The sequence below is a fragment of the Actinobacillus capsulatus DSM 19761 genome (genome assembly GCF_000374285.1).
Lineage (GTDB): Bacteria > Pseudomonadota > Gammaproteobacteria > Enterobacterales > Pasteurellaceae > Actinobacillus > Actinobacillus capsulatus.
This window is the reverse complement of sequence record NZ_KB893938.1, coordinates 82669-99687: the sequence shown is the minus strand read 5'-3', so window position 1 is coordinate 99687 and position 17019 is coordinate 82669. Positions and strand designations below refer to the sequence as shown.

Genomic DNA, 17019 nt, shown 5'->3' with positions numbered 1-17019 from the left:
CGATTTAAAGCCCTTTTGCTTTCTTCATTCTTGCCAGCTCGGTTTGCCAGCCTTGCTCAAACTCGCTAAGTTCATCGTCTTCAAGTAAGGTTTCAGGCTGGAGAGCATTGTTGCCACTAACCAACTGCCCCCAGCTAAACTCGATTTTTTCCATCGGTGCCACAAAATCCGCTTCCGGTTCGTCAAACTGTTTGCGATATTGTGTCATTTGGTGGTCGTTAAGTTTCTCGTGATTTTCCACCATATTTTTCGCAATACGGCGGTTTTGAGTTTCTAATCGGCGTTGGATACGTGCGCCTTCTTCACTGTCAAAGGCGGTTTTCTCTACACATTCTGCATCGCATAAATACACGCCGTTTAGGTCGTAGATATGGACGGTGCCGTGCAGGTTGTCCGGGTCATAGCGCACAATCACGCTGCCGACGTTGCCGCCAATTAATGCCGGCGCTTCGTAAATATTTTTTTGGTTGTTCAACGTATAACCGGCTTTTAGGGTAAATCTGCCGTGTTTATCTACTTTGGTGCTTTCGCCTAACATCATCAATTGGCGTAACTGTTCGTCGGTAGCAAACACTTGAGCAGTTTGCGCATAATCCCGCTCCCATAGCTGATTTGCGCTATAAATACCTTGCCCGAGTTCGGTTTCACGGTCGGCTTTATCGTTCCACAGGCGCACGCCTTGCTCTAAAATCTCTAAAAAGAGGGCTTTTGATACGCCTTTTTTAAATTGATAATCTTCGGTTTTCTCTGTGACCGACCAACCGGTAAAATACTTCTCTAGGCGTACATCGCCGTCAACATAAGCCGGCAAGCTATCCCGTTTAAAGGCACGCTCTATCGGTTTTGCTCGCCCGTTGCCGCGACCTTTAAACACTAAAGTACGAATCACCTTTATCCCTAGTCGGTCAAACATGCCGTCAATCACAATACCGTCTTGCTTTTGTTTACCGCGCTTGCGTTGCTGCGTGGTTTGCTTATCGGATGCGGCTCGGGTGTTATCCATTAAGATTTTCTTCGGGATGCCGTATTGTTTAATCATTCTTAATGTCGCTTGGCGAATTTGGTCGCCGTTTTCACTATCATCCGTGCAGTAAGCCAAAATGCGGCGGGTACGGACGTCTTGCCAAAACCAAGTTTTAGGGCGGATAGGGCGGCTGCTGTCTTCATACCAATCCACGAAGACGTTGTGCTGATAGCCATCGCCGTTGACGATTTCGTAAGCGTCCAAATGTTCAACGGTGCGAATTTGCGGTGCCGTCAGTTCCCTTAACTCGTGTTCACCTCCACGTGCGAGGGCAAGTTCGGCTGCGGTAAACTCCCGTTTAAGTTTGCGCTTGAACGTTTGTAAACTTGGGATGTCCCAGCCGTTTTCTTCGGCGGCAAGCGTCAATCGGTAATAACATGCGCTAAATTTAGGCTGGCTTTTACGTAAGTAATCTTTCAAAAAGAACTGCCACGCTAACTCCGGCACTTCTGCAAATCGGCTTTCCACCTCCAGTCCGGAGCGGTCGAGCAACATCGGCAGCCAATCCCGTTGTGGGAAGTTTTTCACTTTATACCACCAGCGTTTTAAACTGCCTTTGCTGATTTTTTCCGCCGTTTGCTCACTATTTTCAGCGTAAAACTCAACGACTTTGTCCATTGCGATCATCAGTGGTGCGCCGTTTTCAATCAGCCGAGCCAACTTCAACACCGCATTAAACCGCCGTTCCGCCCGTTTTTCCTGCTCAAAAGTCGCAGAGGACATGACGTTCCATGCGCTTTCACTCATTTGGGCTTGAGCAGTAGTTTTGTCTTCTGCTTTGTTCTCTGATTGAGTTTTCAATAGAATCTCGGCTTGGACTTCTTGAGGCAGAGAGGTGAAGGCGTATTCGTATCCAACTCCCCTTTTTCCTGCCACTTGGCGTTTTTCCCAGTTTTCAATCCTTGCCCTTTTATTTATTCCTTGAGGTGTATTAGGTAGACCGCCAAACTCAATAAGTTCTTGAGGGGAAAACCATTTATTCATATTCCCTTTCTCCCTAATCTGAGTAACGAGACGGCCATATTTCTTGTGGTTGAACACCTATAAAATCAGCAATGATTTTTTCACCTTTTGGATATTTTCTATCTAATGCGTTTCCCAATGTCCTAGGATGTAATCCAGCATCAATAGAGAGCTGTGCTAAAGTCCCACCTTTTTCCCTAATTGCGGCAACAATGAAAGCACGATGCATATCTTTTTTACTCTTTCTCATTATGTGATACCCTTACTTATTAAATTAAATCTCAAGAGTTACTCTTTAGAAACTAAACGCTTAAATTTTTAGAAACTCAAGCAGTTTCTGAAAAATTTTTAAAGAATTTCTCAAAGGTGTTTTATATCAATCAGTTAAATTAATTTATTTTTAGAAACTTCAAGTTTCTTAAAAGGTGATTTATGGGAAACTCAAAAGAATGGTTTTCAGCAGGTGAGTTATTAGGAATTGGTGAATTGCCAACTTCACCACAAGGGGTTAATAAAAAAGCCCGATCAGAGAACTGGAAAAAACGAAAAAAAGCAGGGGTTCAAGGAAATGCTGTTGAATACTATGTCGGCGATATGCCGGAAAACGTGCAAAGGGCATTGGGGTTTAAACCGACACAAAAAGAAACAGCACAAGAACCCTCATTAGAAAGTCAAGTGAATGAAAGGCTCAAAACCATAGATAAAATTATGGCGGCAGTAAGCACGCTTGAGCAAAAAGTAAAAGAGTTAGAAGAACCAACGCTAGACAGCCTGCCTGATACACTAGACAATGCGGAGAAGCGGCTTATACGCTGGTTTAGGCAATGTAATAAGGATAGACAAGCAATGTTACTTTCATCTGCGGAAGTGTTAGCTGATATGACTTTAAATGAACAAAAAGAGAGCGAGGAGCCATCTAAGGCTCGTGAAGTAGCTTAATGTTTTTCGGATAAAACCAAACTAGGGCAAAAAAAGCTATTTTTTTGCCCTACAGGTCTGTGGTCTAATGATAGGTCTGTTTTTTCCTTACCTCAAATCTTTTTCTTGATATTTCTCAAAAAAATTGCTTTTATTTAATAAATTTAAACGTTTTTAAACAGCTGTTAAACACTGTTTTTAATTTCTCATTTTATGTGGTTAAAATTGGATTTTTCACCAAAATTTTCCCATTCTATTTGTTCTTTTCTTTTTCTATATAAAAAGAGGCTGATATTCAATCAACCCCCATTCCATAAGGTTTTGACCCGCTTAATTCAATTTATTACAACATAGTTCCTGATTTCTCATTCTTAGTGGTTGGGTTCAGTCAGTTATATTACGCTGTTATACACCAATCGTATTAAATGATTGGCTGATTGCGTTACAGCAAGAGCGATTGGTACATCCCGCATTAGGTTTATGCTCTGCGATATTGTATATTACAAATTGCCCGAATCAACTGATTCATTGCCATTTTCAACAAGAGCAAAGGGGCGAATCTCCTCGTTTTGTTAAAATTCAACAGGACTTAATAACAGGTAAAGAAATAACGTCCACGGAAGCGCTTCAATTTATCCCGTCGAATGAGAATAAAGTGGAAAGCCAATGGCTGATTACCGAAAGACAAAAGAGTGGCTTATCTCGAGCAAGAGTAAATTATTGGATACATCGCCTTTGCCAAGTGTGGTTACCTCATCTAAACATAAGAAATAGTAATGATTGGATTGAGGGATATAAACAAATAGAAAGATTGGTCAATCTCTCTTTTCAATCTAACGTGACAACAGCGCATTTAATCGAAACATTCGTTAATTTATATTTTGAACATCATCATGGTTGGAAACGGAGTGAAACTAAAATGCTAGAGATTTTAAACAATAACCGAAGTGAGCATGAGAAGTTAGAGAATATAGCGAATGTTTTAATTGAAAATGAAAGGTAAATACAGTCATTGTATGGAATTTAAGAGGAAAATAGTTAATGGGGTTATTTAAATTAAGCAAGGGTCGAATAACACTTCTACTCTTTTTGGCGTTAATGGGTTATGGAGTTTATTGGTATTTTTTTGAAAGTTCATTTTACGTAGGTGAACCCGATTACAGTAAAACGCAATGGCGAACGTTTTACGGTAAAAAGACCCCGGGTTATTTACCTGAATATTGGACGACCTATTTTACCGATAAGAGAGCCCCGAATTGCCAAGAATCATTCAACATAACCTTTGAAGGTGAGCCAGTGGCAAGAAAGCAATATCGGGAATTTGTTGCGGAAGAGCAAGATGACGGAAAAACATATGTTATTCGCTATCCAGATAATTATTGGATAGGAAACTGTGAATACCGTAGTTATAGTGGACAGTTTTATGTGGAAGAGAAAAGTGATGATCCGAGATTAAGACAGGAACCGTACAACAATAAAAATCAATATTATCGATTTACGTTAATTCGAGGTGGGAAGATAGCAGATTTTTCTTTACGCCATGATAGCTATTTAGAAGAGAGAAGTCCTGACAGAGAATCAAAGACTTATCTTAACCAACCTAACTATGATGTGTTTTGTTTTAAGTGGTTATCTACGAGTATGGTAGATCAAAGCAAAGATAAATATGGAGTGAGTTGTGAATCTTATGAAAATCCTAAGAAGCATACCTTTAAGCCATTTGTTTTTTATACCCCAACTTATTGGAAAGAACATCCTGATATTGAGCTGAACTTAAAAATAAGTAATAAAACTTATTGCTGGGTAACATTAGAAGGAGAACAGCAATGCAGGGAGAGTCAAAATGCTACTTTGCCGAAAAGTCGTTTTGACTGGAAAATAAAAAAAGAGTGGTTTGAAGATTTTTATAATGAACAACCAAATAGTGATATTCCCTAAACTAGGAGAGTAAAAATGAATCATCTATGGAAAAATGTTCCGGTAATGAATGATTGCCGCAAAGTAGAGCATACATTATGGTTAAAATATACGGACAAATATAACTATATCAATGCCTATAATTTAGGCTATTTAGCTAAATTAGCCTATAGTCGGGTTGTTTTAGATAATACCAAACCTGCTAATTTAGATTTTCAACATTTTATAGATAAAGCTAGAGAGACGTTTAGAGATTGTGAAACACCTGATTTAAATAAAGTCAAACTCACTCAAATCAAAAATGAAAAAGGTGAAATCAGTTCGGGATTAATTCCGTTTATTACCCTAGTTGAGCCTGAAAAAGGTATTCAAGAGGATGAAACTGGATATGTTGAGGATAAAAGTGTCAGTGTGTCGGCTTTATTTTATATGGATGAAACCAGTGCGGTGATTGCGGTACGTGGCACGCAAGAAAGCAAAGATATTGGGATTGATGCCGATGCACTACAGGTTAAACCAGCGCATAATATCAAAGGAGAAGTGCATCAAGGTTTTTATCAGCAGGCTAATGCAATTATAAAAAATGAAAATTTTGATAGATTTATGAAACAATTTAAAGCCCAAAATAAAGACCTCTACATCACAGGACACAGTCTAGGCGGAGCGGTTGCCACGATTTTAAGTGCCTATTTGGTTGAACAGGGATTTAGACCTTTGCTTTATACTTTCGGCTCGCCACGGGTGGGTAATACTACGTTTGTGAAATATTACAACAATAAATTTACTCACTTTCGCCACGTCAATGATTTTGATGTAGTGCCAGTACTACCAGGTAGGGTGCTTGACGGCAATATTGATAAAATCATTAAGAATGCTATAAAAGCAGGATTAAAAGGGGAAGCAAGCCCTTTAATGGCAGGCGTGATGTCGATTTTCAATTGGCAAGGTGACAGTTACACTCATCACGGTAATTTATGCCAAATTATCGGTGACGGTGATGTAAAGATAATGTTGCCGTTTTCGTTACACGAAATCAGCCAGCTAAGAATGGCAGATATGAATGAAGAGCAGTTTAAGAAAAAAGAAGACAGGGTGCATTTAACCAAGCTAAATATTAGTTATCACAGTATGGATACCTATCTTTCTAATTTAGAACAAATTATCAAAGACCTTTATCATTTCTATAAAGTAGATAATCGTTGTAAGAGAGAAACTATCGAAAACTGTGCAGCCCATTCGTTACATTATTTTATACAGAGAAGTAAGACGAAATTAAATAATCGAATTAATGCATTGCAGGGGAAAATAGATAAAATAAATCAAGAAGTACAAGCTATTATAAAGAAAACGGGACATACTATTCCTCTTCCCACAAGTACTTTTAGAATACAGGAAAAGGAAATTAAATTATGCAGAGAGTTATTAAAGAAATTAGAACAAATAGAAAAAATTAAAATTGACCAATATGAACTTTATTCTCTGTATGTAGGACACCCAGATGTAGCCAAACAGTTAAATAGATTAGTGGGGGTGAAATAGATGATAAGCCCGTGTATAAAATTATTTTTCACTCAATAGACAAGCGGTGTGATTTGATGAAAGTTTTGCAAATTTTTCATTAAATCACACCGCTTGTTGATTTCTTAGCATTTACCGAGCTTCCTATCGGCAAATTATTTAAAAACCATGACGGATGTTGAAACGGCATTATCGTCACCGATTGCAGTTAAAGCGGGAGAAGAGCTAGGTTTAATGGGCGAATATAATCAAGCAGGGGAAAGCCAGCAAAAGTTACTTCATCTTGAAGTATTTAGCTATGATGATATAGAGGCATTCAGAACCAAAGTGTAAATGTTCTGAAACAAATTTCACATCATTAGTATGATCAACACAATTAATGACAGCTTTCAATGGAGGGAGGGTGAACCCAAAATTTGCAAAAGTCTGCAAATCTTGATACATCCCAATCGTGCCGCGAATAAATTCTTTTGCAGACAAAATATGTGGAAGGATAGGGCAAAAAAGAACATCCGCAGCTAATACAGACATATCTACGGTAATATCGCGAGTACCACGAGTATCTACAATGACTACATCGTATCCATCAATTTTACTTAGAAGTAAGCTAAAGCGAAGTGCACCATCTGGCGAATCTCGTAGCATAGGACTAATTTTATTTGATGGGTCGTTTGACTGAATCAAGTCAAGGTTAGGAATTTGTGTTTTGGAAATAATATGTGATGGTTCTACATCTCTAAAATGTAGAAATTCATAAGTACCACCAGGAGCCTGATAATCCAATGCATAATAAGAACTTAATGTCGGTTGGGTATCAGTATCAATGAGAAGAGTTTTTAAGCCATGTTCAGCGCAAAATGCACCAATATTTGCTGCATTTGTACTTTTTGCTGAGCCGCCTTTAGTTGAAGCTACAGTAATAACAAAGGGCTTATTTGAAGCGTTTTGTAATAAATTCATAATTTACTCACTTAACAAAGAAATTAACGTTAAGGAGTATTGGCTTTAAAAGGAAGGGTTTTAGGTATGGTGCCTGAGGTCGGACTCGAACCGACATGGTTATTCACCGGCGGATTTTGAATCCGCTACGTCTACCAATTTCGTCACTCAGGCTAAGAGTGGTTTTCTAGATTTTACCAAATTTTTTAGTGGTTCTACGCAAAGGATTTTGAACCCGCTGCGTCTACCAATTTCGCCACCCAGGCAAGGATGAATTCAGTGAATTTCTCAGAACTGAGAACGGATAGGATTATAGGGAAATTAGTCCGCTTATGCAAGGGATAAAAACGTATAAAACATTGTTTGCATTAAAAAGCAACACTTATTTTAACTTGAAAAACGAAGTTATTCACACAACTTGTGGATAACTTCGTGAACAACAATGCACTAGAACAAATAACACTTTGATTTGGCAAAGAAAATATTAATTAGAATAATGTAGATTATATTTTAATCAATTAATTTTAATGATTTCACTCACAATTTCACCTTGCGAAAGTTTGGTGGTGATTTGAGTTCCTATCTCAAGGTTTTTGGTTGAACGAAGAATTTTACCCTGTGATATTTGGGTTACAGAGTAGCCTCTCGCCAAAATTTTTAGCGGGCTTAAACCATCTATTTTTGTACAAAGCTCTTGGAATTTCTGCTGTTCTTTTGCTAATTTCTTTTCAATCGCAAACTGAAGTCGTTGTGCTAATTGTGCATACTGCTGATTTTTCTTTTCTATATAGTATGGCAACGGATTACGTTTCACTTGTTCAGTAACATGTTTCCACTGGTTTTGTTTGCGGATTAATGTTTGTGCTATCGCTTGAATTAGGCGATAGTTTACTTGTTTTAATTGTACTTGCTGCTGTTTTAACTGACGCTGTGGGTGCCGATTGGTTAAACGTAGCAACAATTGTGCGAGTTTCTGTTTTTCGGTTAAATAAGTTTTGTGTATTGCATTTTCTAAGCGATAACTAAATTGGGCTAATCGTTGCTGCTGCATTTGTACCTGACGAGCAGGATGTTGAGCATTTAAACGTAGTTTTAAACGCTCGAAATGTGCTTGTTTATCTGTCCACAAGCGGTCAAAAGCAAGACTTAATTTGTCAAATTGATGTTGTAGTTGGCGGATTAACTCTTGTTGATCTCGGCTAACCAATTCTGCTGCAGCAGAGGGGGTAGGTGCTCTTAGATCCGCAACAAAATCGGCAATCGTCACATCGGTTTCGTGACCTACCGCACTAATAACCGGAATATCCGAACGGAAAATAGCATGAGCGACCGCTTCTTCGTTAAAACACCATAAATCTTCTAGCGAACCGCCACCTCGTCCAACAATTAATACATCACATTCTCGGCGCCGATTAGCTAAATCAATCGTATTTACAATATCTTGTGTCGCTTCTTTACCTTGTACTAGAGTCGGATAAATAATGATCGCCAAGCTCGGATCACGGCGTTTTAGAATATTTAGAATATCCTGTAATGCTGCACCGCTTGAAGAAGTAATAATGCCGACCCGTTTGGCAAAAGGCGGAATGGCTTTTTTCTTTTCTTGTGCAAAAAGCCCTTCGGCAGCCAGTTTCATTTTTAGTTGTTCAAATTGTTGTTGTAACAAGCCGCCACCGGCAGGTTGCATACTTTCAATAATGATTTGATAGTCACCGCGAGGCTCATATAAACTAACGCTGGCACGCACCAGTACTTGCATACCGTTTTGCGGGCGAAAAGTGACTCGTTGGTTTTTCATTCTGAACATCGCACCACGCACTTGAGCATTTTCGTCTTTAAGCGTGAGATACCAATGTCCGGAAACTGGTTGGCTAAAATTGGAAATTTCACCGGTAAGCCAAACTTGTCCTAATTCCATTTCAAGTAAATTGCGTACAGAGTAGTTAAGTTGTGTGATGGTAAGAATATTGTTCATATCTAGAAAGCTGCCAAGGATTTTGGGAAAGTCTACTGGTAAAAGAAGATAAGGTGCAAGCGGTAAATTTTCATTTATTTTTTGCAGATACAAAAAAGCCCCCGATATTATCGGGGGCTAGGAATCCTGGTTGCGGGGGCCGGATTTGAACCGACGACCTTCGGGTTATGAGCCCGACGAGCTACCAAGCTGCTCCACCCCGCGTCTGTATGCGGTCTATAATACTCGTTTTTAGCATCATTGCAAGCATAATTTATCGAAATTAGTTTGTTTGACTGAATTTGAAACAGAAATAGCATAAAATATCGTAAATTAAGGCTGTGTAAAGGATAAAAATTTAGTATCGTTTTAACGGGAATTTTGATACGCTAACCTCTTTTCTATTAATCTGTTATCAATCATTACTTAAGGTTTTTTATGAATTGGAAAGCATATAAAACGTGGGCAAAAGTAACAGCGGTTGCACTTTTGGTTGCAAGCTGTTCTTCAGATAATGTAAACAAAGGGCAGCGTGGGCAGCGTGCTTATCAAGCCGAATACGCAAGGTTTGGTGCGGTATATAAAGGTCGTCAATATATTCCGCATAATTTTGTCAGCACACCGAAGGTAGAGGCAAATGGATCTATTGTTAATTTCCAAGACTTCTTAAAACAGCTAAATAATGTACGTGCGTATGCCGGCGGTATTACCGGTCGTTATGCAGGCACTTATGGCAAAGTTTCCTCATGGATCGCTTCGGGCGGTAAAGTATCGGATTTAGCCCGTTATAATATTCATGCGTTACAAATGCGTGGTGAAGATGGTTTTCAAAACGTGCTAATGACCGGCTACTATTCTCCCGTTATTCACGCACGCCGTACACCTCAGGGTAAATATCAACACCCAATTTATGCGATGCCAAGCCAAAAACGCTTCACTCGTTCACAAATTTATGACGGCGCATTGGAAGGCAAAGGTTTAGAACTTGCTTACAGCGATTCAATGTTAGATAACTTCTTACTTGGCGTGCAGGGTAGCGGTTATGTTGATTTCGGTGACGGTCGTTTAAATTATTTCGCTTATGCAGGTCAAAACGGCTTTAAATATACAAGTGTTGGTCGTTTGTTAGTTGAAGATGGTGAGATTCCAAAAGAGAAAATGTCTATTCAAGCAATTCGTGAATGGGGAGAGCGTAATCCGCATCGTGTACAAGGTTTATTAGAACGTAACCCGTCTTATGTTTTCTTTAAAAATGACCCGACCGGTCAAGTAAAAGGTTCGGCAGGTGTACCATTAGTCGCATTAGCATCGGTGGCTTCGGATAAAAGCCTTGTGCCGTCAGGCAGCGTGTTATTGGTTGAAACGCCGTTAATCGATCATGCCGGTAACTGGACTGGCAAACACGAATTACGTTTAATGGTGGCATTAGATGTCGGTGGTGCGGTAAAAGGTCATCACTTTGACTTATACCAAGGTATTGGTGATGAAGCAGGCCATAAAGCCGGTTTGATGAAACACTACGGACGTGTTTGGGTATTAAACTAATCTCTCATTGTAACAAGCGGTTGATTTTTGCAAAAAATTTGCAAATTTTGACCGCTTATTAGCTTTTAGATATAGCCTCCGCAACTGCTACAACACTAGTCCTCTTTATTTACTGCTTGATAAGAATAGCGAATAATCTCTTCCTCTAATCGCCCATCTTGTTTGATAAAACAATCACTTCACTATTCAATATTTTCCACAATCCAATCGTCTTCATCCAAGCCTTCTAAATAAAGCTCATCATCCAGAACCATATAGTTATAAATCCCTTTTGTGACCATATCTTCATCTTGACATTCTTTCGGAAGAATGAGTTCTCTGCCGTTATAATGAATGATCCAATGACCCAAACACATAACTTGTTGTTTACGGCTCCAAGCGACAGTAAAAGGGTTCGACATAATTTATACTCCATTCGTTTTTTAAAATTTTAAAACTGACGAAAATAGGGGGATATACAAAAAATGGGGTAAATTGGAACGAGTTTGATTTAGTTCAAAAGAATAAAGCCTCAGCAATGTGAGGCTTTAGCAGCTAGGTATATGTGTTAGGCATTGGCTAAAATCACCGCACGTTTCGGTGCAGGATAGCCTTCAATGGTTTTACTATGATCATTTGGATCGAGGAAATCGACCAAACTCTCATTCTCTAACCAATCGGTTTTGCGTTGTTCTTCCTGTGTAGTAACAGCTTGATCAACACAACGGACATTTTTAAAACCAACCTTTTCTAACCAATTAATTAGGCAAGCTACCGATGGAATAAAATAAACATTTTTCATTTTGGCATAGCGATCGGCAGGCACAAGACAAGTATTCACATCGCCATCAATTACTAACGTTTCCAACACCAATTCACCGCCTTTCACCAGTTGTGCTTTAAGCTGTGAAAGATGATCTAACGGTGATTTACGATGATAAAGTACCCCCATTGAGAAAACCGTATCAAAAGCGGCTAACGGTTGCATTTGCTCAATTCCAAGCGGAATTAGATTTGCTCGGCGGTCATTACCGAGTAACTTACGCACCACTTCAAATTGGCAAAGGAATAATTCGGTTGGGTCAATTCCTACCACCATTTTTGCGCCTTCGCCAATCATACGCCACATATGGTAACCACTACCACAACCAACATCTAAAATGGTACGGTCTTTCAGTGGGGCAAGGTGTGGAAGGACACGATCCCATTTGAAATCGGAACGCCACTCGGTATCAATATGAATCCCATGCAAATGATAAGGACCTTTACGCCAAGGCATCAGCTGTTTTAAATGATGAGTAAGCCGTTTGGTTTCGCCAACGGAAAGCGGAATGTGCGGAATAGATTCCACTTTATCTTTCAAATTAATACAAGCGGTTGAATTCGGCATAAAATCGACAATTTTTGCCCACTTTGCATAATCACTATGCGTAGTTTTTTCCCATTGTTTTAATTGTAAAGGCAAAGTTTCCAGCCAAGCGGAAAGAGGAGTTGTAGCGATTTGTTGATAAAAAGGACGAAAGTCAATCATAGAAATTTTTGTGTCATTAAAATAAAGCCGACATTCTAGCAAAATTTGCAAAAAAATCTAAAAATTTAACCGCTTACTCTTTGTTTAAAAGAATTTGTAGAATAAGCTTTTGAATTTTTTCAAAGGGACATCATAATGTCTAATAGCACAGCCTTGCCAACTTTTCGCTTAAAGATCAATAACTTTCTCAATTAAAAGCGCTTGTGTCTGAAATTTTTAGCGAGGGCAAAATTGATTTTGATAAGTTTCAACAGATTTTCTCTGACAACATTTCTACCGAACCTGACCGCTATCATCTCAATTACAAATACTAACACAAAAAACACTCACACCTTGTATAGAAGAGAGTGCGAATTTCGAACAAATGCAAAATATCTTTATTGAAGGCGAAAATCTTGAAGTATAGAAAGCCTTACAAAAATCCTATTTCAATTCGATCAAAATGATCTACATCGCCTCACCTTATAACACAGGTAATGACTTCGTTTACAACGATAATTTCGCCCAAAGCCAAGCTGACTATCAAGCTCAAACTGGCGAAGCAGGCGAAGATGGTTTGTTCAAAAAGCCTTTCGCAAAAATGCCAAAGAGAATGGGCATTTCCATAGCAACTGGCTGAATATGATGCTCTCTCGTTTGCATCTTGCCTGAAATCTACTCAAAGATGACAGCGTGATTTTATCACCCATTGATGAAGTGATTGGTTCTTGATGCCTAAGCAGTTGCTGGAAACCTTGCCGTGGCGTGAATATCCTGAGTTGCTACCGTCACCGCTGAAAACAGCGGAGGAATTAGCCGAAGAACAGGCGCAAATGGTACGTAATGCGTAGCGATTAAAAGAAATTTTAAGAGGTAAACGATGAGAAAACGATTATTGCAGCTGGTGTATATTGCTAAAAGTTAGTTGAAGTAAGCTATTCAGATTTAGTAAAACTGGTCCAAATACTGCAGTAAAAAGGTGCAAAAATTCTCTTGCCGAATGGCACTTCAGCACTTTCAGCTTTGCAGCGAAATTTATGGGCAGTGTGGAAAACGGGCGTGAAGGAAAGTACGTCAGCAGCGTTGAATGCGTATGTGAAGCGGTATTATGCTGAGGTCGATTGGTGTGAGCTGGATGGTGAGCAGACGGCTTCGATAATTGAGCAGCTTAAACAGTGGAAAAAACGAGTAGGTAAATGATGATAGATACCAAATTTGATAATAATGACTTTCAAACCAAAACCTCCGCTTTATTGGCAGATATTTGTAAAATATACGGTAACGGCGGTGCGTGAGTGCTTTCCTGATATTGATACTGATGGTATGATTGTAGCGTTGAAAACAGGGTATAGCTGAGGTGGATGGAATGTGTATGTGCCGAAATCAATGTCACTTTTCACCTGTGAGCGCGAGAAGCAAATTTTCAACGAGTTCACCGGTAATAATCACACCCATCTTGCCAAAAATACAGGCTTTCTTTGCCGTAGATTTACAAAACTGTGAAACGTGTGCAGAAAGAAGAAATTGCAAAAAGACAGTTTGATATGTTCGCCCAATACCTAAAAACAAACCCAGTGGTCGTAAAAAGTCGCTGGGTTTTCTTTTTTCTGTATGTGTGAAGAAGCCTTTATCATTTTTACTCACGACATTTAACGCGCCTAAGATCGTAGTGGCTAAATCCGGTTGATTTTCAAGTAAATTTCCTGTAGTAACGCCATCTTGATTAAATTGTAATGTTGCATTATTTGGTGCGGTACCGAGAATTTTTTGTTTACCGTTAAAATCTAATTTACCTTCAGCAAGCGCAGCAAAATCTGCTTTACTGTTAACTAATTTGTAATCGGTTTTGCCTGCTACTAAATTTTCCCAAGTTTCTTTACCGCCAACAAAACGGAAGTCCTTTTCAGATTTAGGTTGAATAGCTTTACCATTTTGATCGAAATAAGGGTGACCTGCGCCCATAATGACGGATGCTCGTCCGGATTTAACCGCTTCTTGAGCGATCTCAGCGTAATTATTGCGGTTTACATTATGTGATAAGAATTCTGTCGGTGTCGCGTGACTCCATTGTACTGAGCGGATTACCCCGAGCGAACGGCCTGATTCCACTACATCTTCACCAATATTTTTAATACGCGTGTCGTTATTCGACCAGTTAATCGCATTGTTATAGGTTTTTTGTCCGCTAGCGAGCGTAGTAGCTGCTGCAGCGCTGTCGGTAAAGTCGGTTTGAGCATATTCGTATCCGCTGAAATGGCTGGTGTAGTTAGTGAGATTACCTTTGTGCTGATAAGCGGATTTATCTTTGTTCCAAAGACTTTTCGGATCGAATTTAACTGAGTTTTTAAGTAAATGGGTCGGTTTGGTGGAAGTGTTTAGCGGGTAAGTTGAAGCAAATAATTCCACATCAAATTTATCATAAACTTCTTTACCTAATGCACCATGGCGAAAATGACTTGCCGCTTTCCAAGTATTAATGCCAGTACCATCACTGATCAATAAAATCACATTTTTTGCAGAGTTAGGTGATACTTGTTCTGCTTGTGCAACAGCACTTGCTGCAATAAAAACAAAAGCGATTTTTGATAGCTTCATAAAAACTCCTTAAGGTTGCTATATAATTCGGCACGAAGTTTACTGAGGAAATATGACAATTTGAGAAATGGGGGCAGATACAGATCTTGTCCAACCTATTGCTTTTTAAAAAGAAAAATCAGACAATTTTGCCTAATAAAAGCAGAATGATGTTAGAGAAAAGAACTTTGAGAGTATTTTTAGCGGAAAAACCAAGTTTAGCAAGGGCAATCGCAGATGTGTTGCCTAAGCCACATACCCGTGGAGACGGTTATATTCAATGTGGCGAAAACGATGTGGTAACTTGGTGTATCGGTCATTTATTAGAACAAGCAGAACCGGATGCTTATGATGAGCGTTTTAAAATGTGGCGTATGGAACATTTACCGATTATTCCGCAACAATGGAAATTAGTGCCGAAAAAAGAAACATTGAAGCAGCTACAAGTGGTCGAAAAATTGGTAAAAAAAGCAGATGTATTGGTAAATGCTGGCGATCCGGATAGAGAAGGGCAGCTACTCGTTGATGAAGTGTTTAGCTACTTGAATATTGCGCCAGAAAAACGTAATCAGATTCAACGTTGTTTGGTTAGCGATCTCAACCCGAGTGCAGTAAAAAAAGCGATTGATAAATTGCAAAATAATCGTGATTTTATACCGCTTGCAACTTCTGCCTTGGCACGTGCAAGAGCTGATTGGTTATATGGCATTAATATGACACGTGCTTATACCTTACAAGGCCGTTGGGCAGGTTATCAGGGTGTATTATCGGTCGGACGTGTGCAAACTCCAGTGTTAGGTTTGATTGTGCGCCGAGATCTGGAAATTGAACATTTCGTACCGAAAGACTATTTTGAAGTATTAGCCCATATTATTGTACCGGAAACCCAAGAACGTTTTACCGCACAATGGCAACCAAGTAAGGCTTGTGAAGATTACCAAGATGAAGATGGTCGTGTGTTATCCAAAAGTTTGGCGGAAAATGTGGTTAAACGCATTACCGACCAAGCCGCATTGGTAATGGACTATCAAGATAAAATTGAAACTGAAACCGCTCCATTACCTTATTCATTATCGGTGTTACAAATTGATGCGGCACGTCGTTATGGGCTGTCGGCACAGGCGGTGTTGGATATTTGTCAGAAACTATACGAAACGCATAAGTTGATTACTTATCCCCGTTCGGATAACCGTTATCTACCGAATGAACATTATGCCGAGCGTTTTAAAGTGATGGCGGCAATTGCACATCATCTGAATGAGTATAAAGAAAAACCAGAGGTAGTTGATCCTGAAATTCGTAATCGCTGTTGGAATGATAAAAAGGTTGAAGCGCACCACGCAATTATCCCGACAGCTCGTCAAGGCTCGGTACAACTAACAGAAAACGAAAAGCGTATTTATCAATTGATTGCCCGTCAATACTTAATGCAATTTTGTCCAGATGCAGAATATCGCAAAGGTAAAATTATGTTGGAGATCGCTGGTGGAACCTTTAGTGCGCAAGCTCGAAATTTAATTATTGCTGGTTGGAAAGCATTACTAGGCAAAGAAGACAGTGACGAAGTATTAGAGCCGTTGTTGCCAGTTGTAAAAAAAGGGCAGCAATTACACTGTGAAAAAGGCGAGATTGTCAGTAAAAAAACTCAGCCGCCTCGCTATTTTACCGATGCAAGTTTATTATCAGCCATGACCGGTATTGCGCGTTTTGTACAAGACAAACAGCTTAAAAGAGTATTGCGTGAAACAGATGGTTTAGGGACAGAAGCCACACGTGCCGGTATCATCGAATTGCTGTTCAAACGGGGGTTTTTAGTTAAAAAAGGACGTAATATTCATAGTACAGAAGCTGGGAGAATTTTAATTAGTGCGTTGCCGGATGAAGCAACTCAGCCGGATATGACCGCACATTGGGAAATGCAATTGACGGACATTAGTAAAAAGCAAGCGAGTTATCAGCAATTTATGGTTGAGTTAACGAGCAAGCTGCCGGAGCTGTTGCACACGGAAAAACAGAAATTGCAAAATTTGAGTCGAATTCAACCACCTGTATCTTATCGCAAGCGGTCAAATTTTAAGAAAAATTCACAAGCTGCTGAAAAATAAGGCAAATGTATAATTGAAATAAAAAAATCGCTTGCAAGAAGTTTGCTAGATCTATATTATGTACACCATCGCA

Annotated in this window: 13 protein-coding genes, 2 tRNA genes and 3 pseudogenes; 9 read left to right on the top strand and 9 right to left on the bottom strand. The window is 39.4% G+C overall.

From position 1 onward, the window contains the following. Positions 1–4: 4 nt before the first annotated feature. Together C228_RS0107215 and C228_RS0107210 are read right to left on the bottom strand one after the other, a co-directional pair. Positions 5–2008 carry a transposase domain-containing protein gene (locus tag C228_RS0107215; protein ID WP_018651991.1) on the bottom strand — a complete coding sequence of 668 codons (2004 nt, stop codon included), beginning with the start codon at positions 2006–2008 and terminating at the stop codon, positions 5–7. A 13-nt stretch (positions 2009–2021) separates the two neighbouring features. Continuing rightward, complete coding sequence (locus tag C228_RS0107210) at positions 2022–2237, bottom strand: helix-turn-helix domain-containing protein (protein ID WP_018651990.1); 216 nt, start codon at positions 2235–2237, stop codon at positions 2022–2024. A gap of 182 nt (positions 2238–2419) precedes the next feature. Here C228_RS0107210 and C228_RS0107205 point away from each other — a divergent pair, with 182 nt between their 5' ends. From C228_RS0107205 to C228_RS0107190, 4 genes are all read left to right on the top strand, one after another. Next, positions 2420–2926 (top strand): DNA-binding protein, encoded by a 507-nt coding sequence (locus C228_RS0107205; protein WP_018651989.1) that lies wholly within the window; start codon positions 2420–2422, stop codon positions 2924–2926. 436 nt (positions 2927–3362) lie between these two features. Then, positions 3363–3908 carry a hypothetical protein gene (locus tag C228_RS0107200; protein WP_018651988.1) on the top strand — a complete coding sequence of 182 codons (546 nt, stop codon included), beginning with the start codon at positions 3363–3365 and terminating at the stop codon, positions 3906–3908. A gap of 38 nt (positions 3909–3946) precedes the next feature. Continuing rightward, positions 3947–4843, top strand: a complete 897-nt coding sequence (locus tag C228_RS0107195; protein WP_018651987.1) for a hypothetical protein — start codon at positions 3947–3949, stop codon at positions 4841–4843. Positions 4844–4858: 15 nt separating this feature from the next. Continuing rightward, the gene (locus tag C228_RS0107190) at positions 4859–6361 is read left to right on the top strand and encodes a lipase family protein (RefSeq protein WP_018651986.1); all 1503 of its coding nucleotides are present in this window, start codon (positions 4859–4861) and stop codon (positions 6359–6361) included. Between the two features lie 252 nt (positions 6362–6613). Here C228_RS0107190 and C228_RS13420 read toward each other — a convergent pair whose 3' ends face one another. The 4 genes from C228_RS13420 to C228_RS0107170 all read right to left on the bottom strand — a co-directional run bounded on the left by C228_RS13420 (position 6614) and on the right by C228_RS0107170 (position 9458). Then, entirely contained in the window at positions 6614–7300 is a 687-nt protein-coding gene (locus tag C228_RS13420; protein ID WP_018651985.1) for a ParA family protein, read from the bottom strand. Positions 7301–7367: 67 nt separating this feature from the next. After that, a tRNA-Leu gene (locus tag C228_RS0107180) sits at positions 7368–7453 on the bottom strand. Between the two features lie 340 nt (positions 7454–7793). After that, positions 7794–9347, bottom strand: a complete 1554-nt coding sequence (gene xseA / locus C228_RS0107175) for an exodeoxyribonuclease VII large subunit (protein ID WP_018651984.1) — start codon at positions 9345–9347, stop codon at positions 7794–7796. A gap of 34 nt (positions 9348–9381) precedes the next feature. Further along, positions 9382–9458 (bottom strand) — tRNA-Met (locus C228_RS0107170). 213 nt (positions 9459–9671) lie between these two features. Between C228_RS0107170 and mltA the strand changes: the two genes are divergently transcribed. Further along, the gene (gene mltA / locus C228_RS0107165; RefSeq protein ID WP_018651983.1) at positions 9672–10778 is read left to right on the top strand and encodes a murein transglycosylase A; all 1107 of its coding nucleotides are present in this window, start codon (positions 9672–9674) and stop codon (positions 10776–10778) included. A 95-nt stretch (positions 10779–10873) separates the two neighbouring features. On the opposite strand, the pseudogene C228_RS13415 reads toward mltA, so the two are convergent. After that, positions 10874–11179 (bottom strand): annotated as a pseudogene (locus C228_RS13415) (hypothetical protein). A gap of 146 nt (positions 11180–11325) precedes the next feature. Continuing rightward, positions 11326–12288 carry a tRNA 5-methoxyuridine(34)/uridine 5-oxyacetic acid(34) synthase CmoB gene (gene cmoB, locus C228_RS0107155; protein ID WP_018651981.1) on the bottom strand — a complete coding sequence of 321 codons (963 nt, stop codon included), beginning with the start codon at positions 12286–12288 and terminating at the stop codon, positions 11326–11328. A gap of 203 nt (positions 12289–12491) precedes the next feature. Here cmoB and C228_RS15080 point away from each other — a divergent pair. The 3 genes and pseudogenes from C228_RS15080 to C228_RS15170 form a co-directional block, all read left to right on the top strand. After that, positions 12492–12936 (top strand): annotated as a pseudogene (locus C228_RS15080) (site-specific DNA-methyltransferase); the annotation flags it as partial. 324 nt (positions 12937–13260) lie between these two features. Then, positions 13261–13467: a phage protein GemA/Gp16 family protein gene (locus C228_RS14805; protein WP_018651979.1), complete on the top strand. Its 207-nt coding sequence runs from the start codon at positions 13261–13263 to the stop codon at positions 13465–13467. A gap of 186 nt (positions 13468–13653) precedes the next feature. Further along, positions 13654–13770, top strand: a complete 117-nt coding sequence (locus tag C228_RS15170; protein WP_245552759.1) for a Mor transcription activator family protein — start codon at positions 13654–13656, stop codon at positions 13768–13770. A gap of 102 nt (positions 13771–13872) precedes the next feature. Here the strand turns inward: C228_RS15170 and C228_RS13400 are convergent. Then, a pseudogene (locus C228_RS13400) lies at positions 13873–14862 on the bottom strand (alkaline phosphatase); the annotation flags it as partial. Positions 14863–15029: 167 nt separating this feature from the next. Between C228_RS13400 and C228_RS0107125 the strand changes: the two are divergent. Next, positions 15030–16946 (top strand): DNA topoisomerase III, encoded by a 1917-nt coding sequence (locus C228_RS0107125; protein ID WP_026313232.1) that lies wholly within the window; start codon positions 15030–15032, stop codon positions 16944–16946. Positions 16947–17019: the final 73 nt, after the last annotated feature.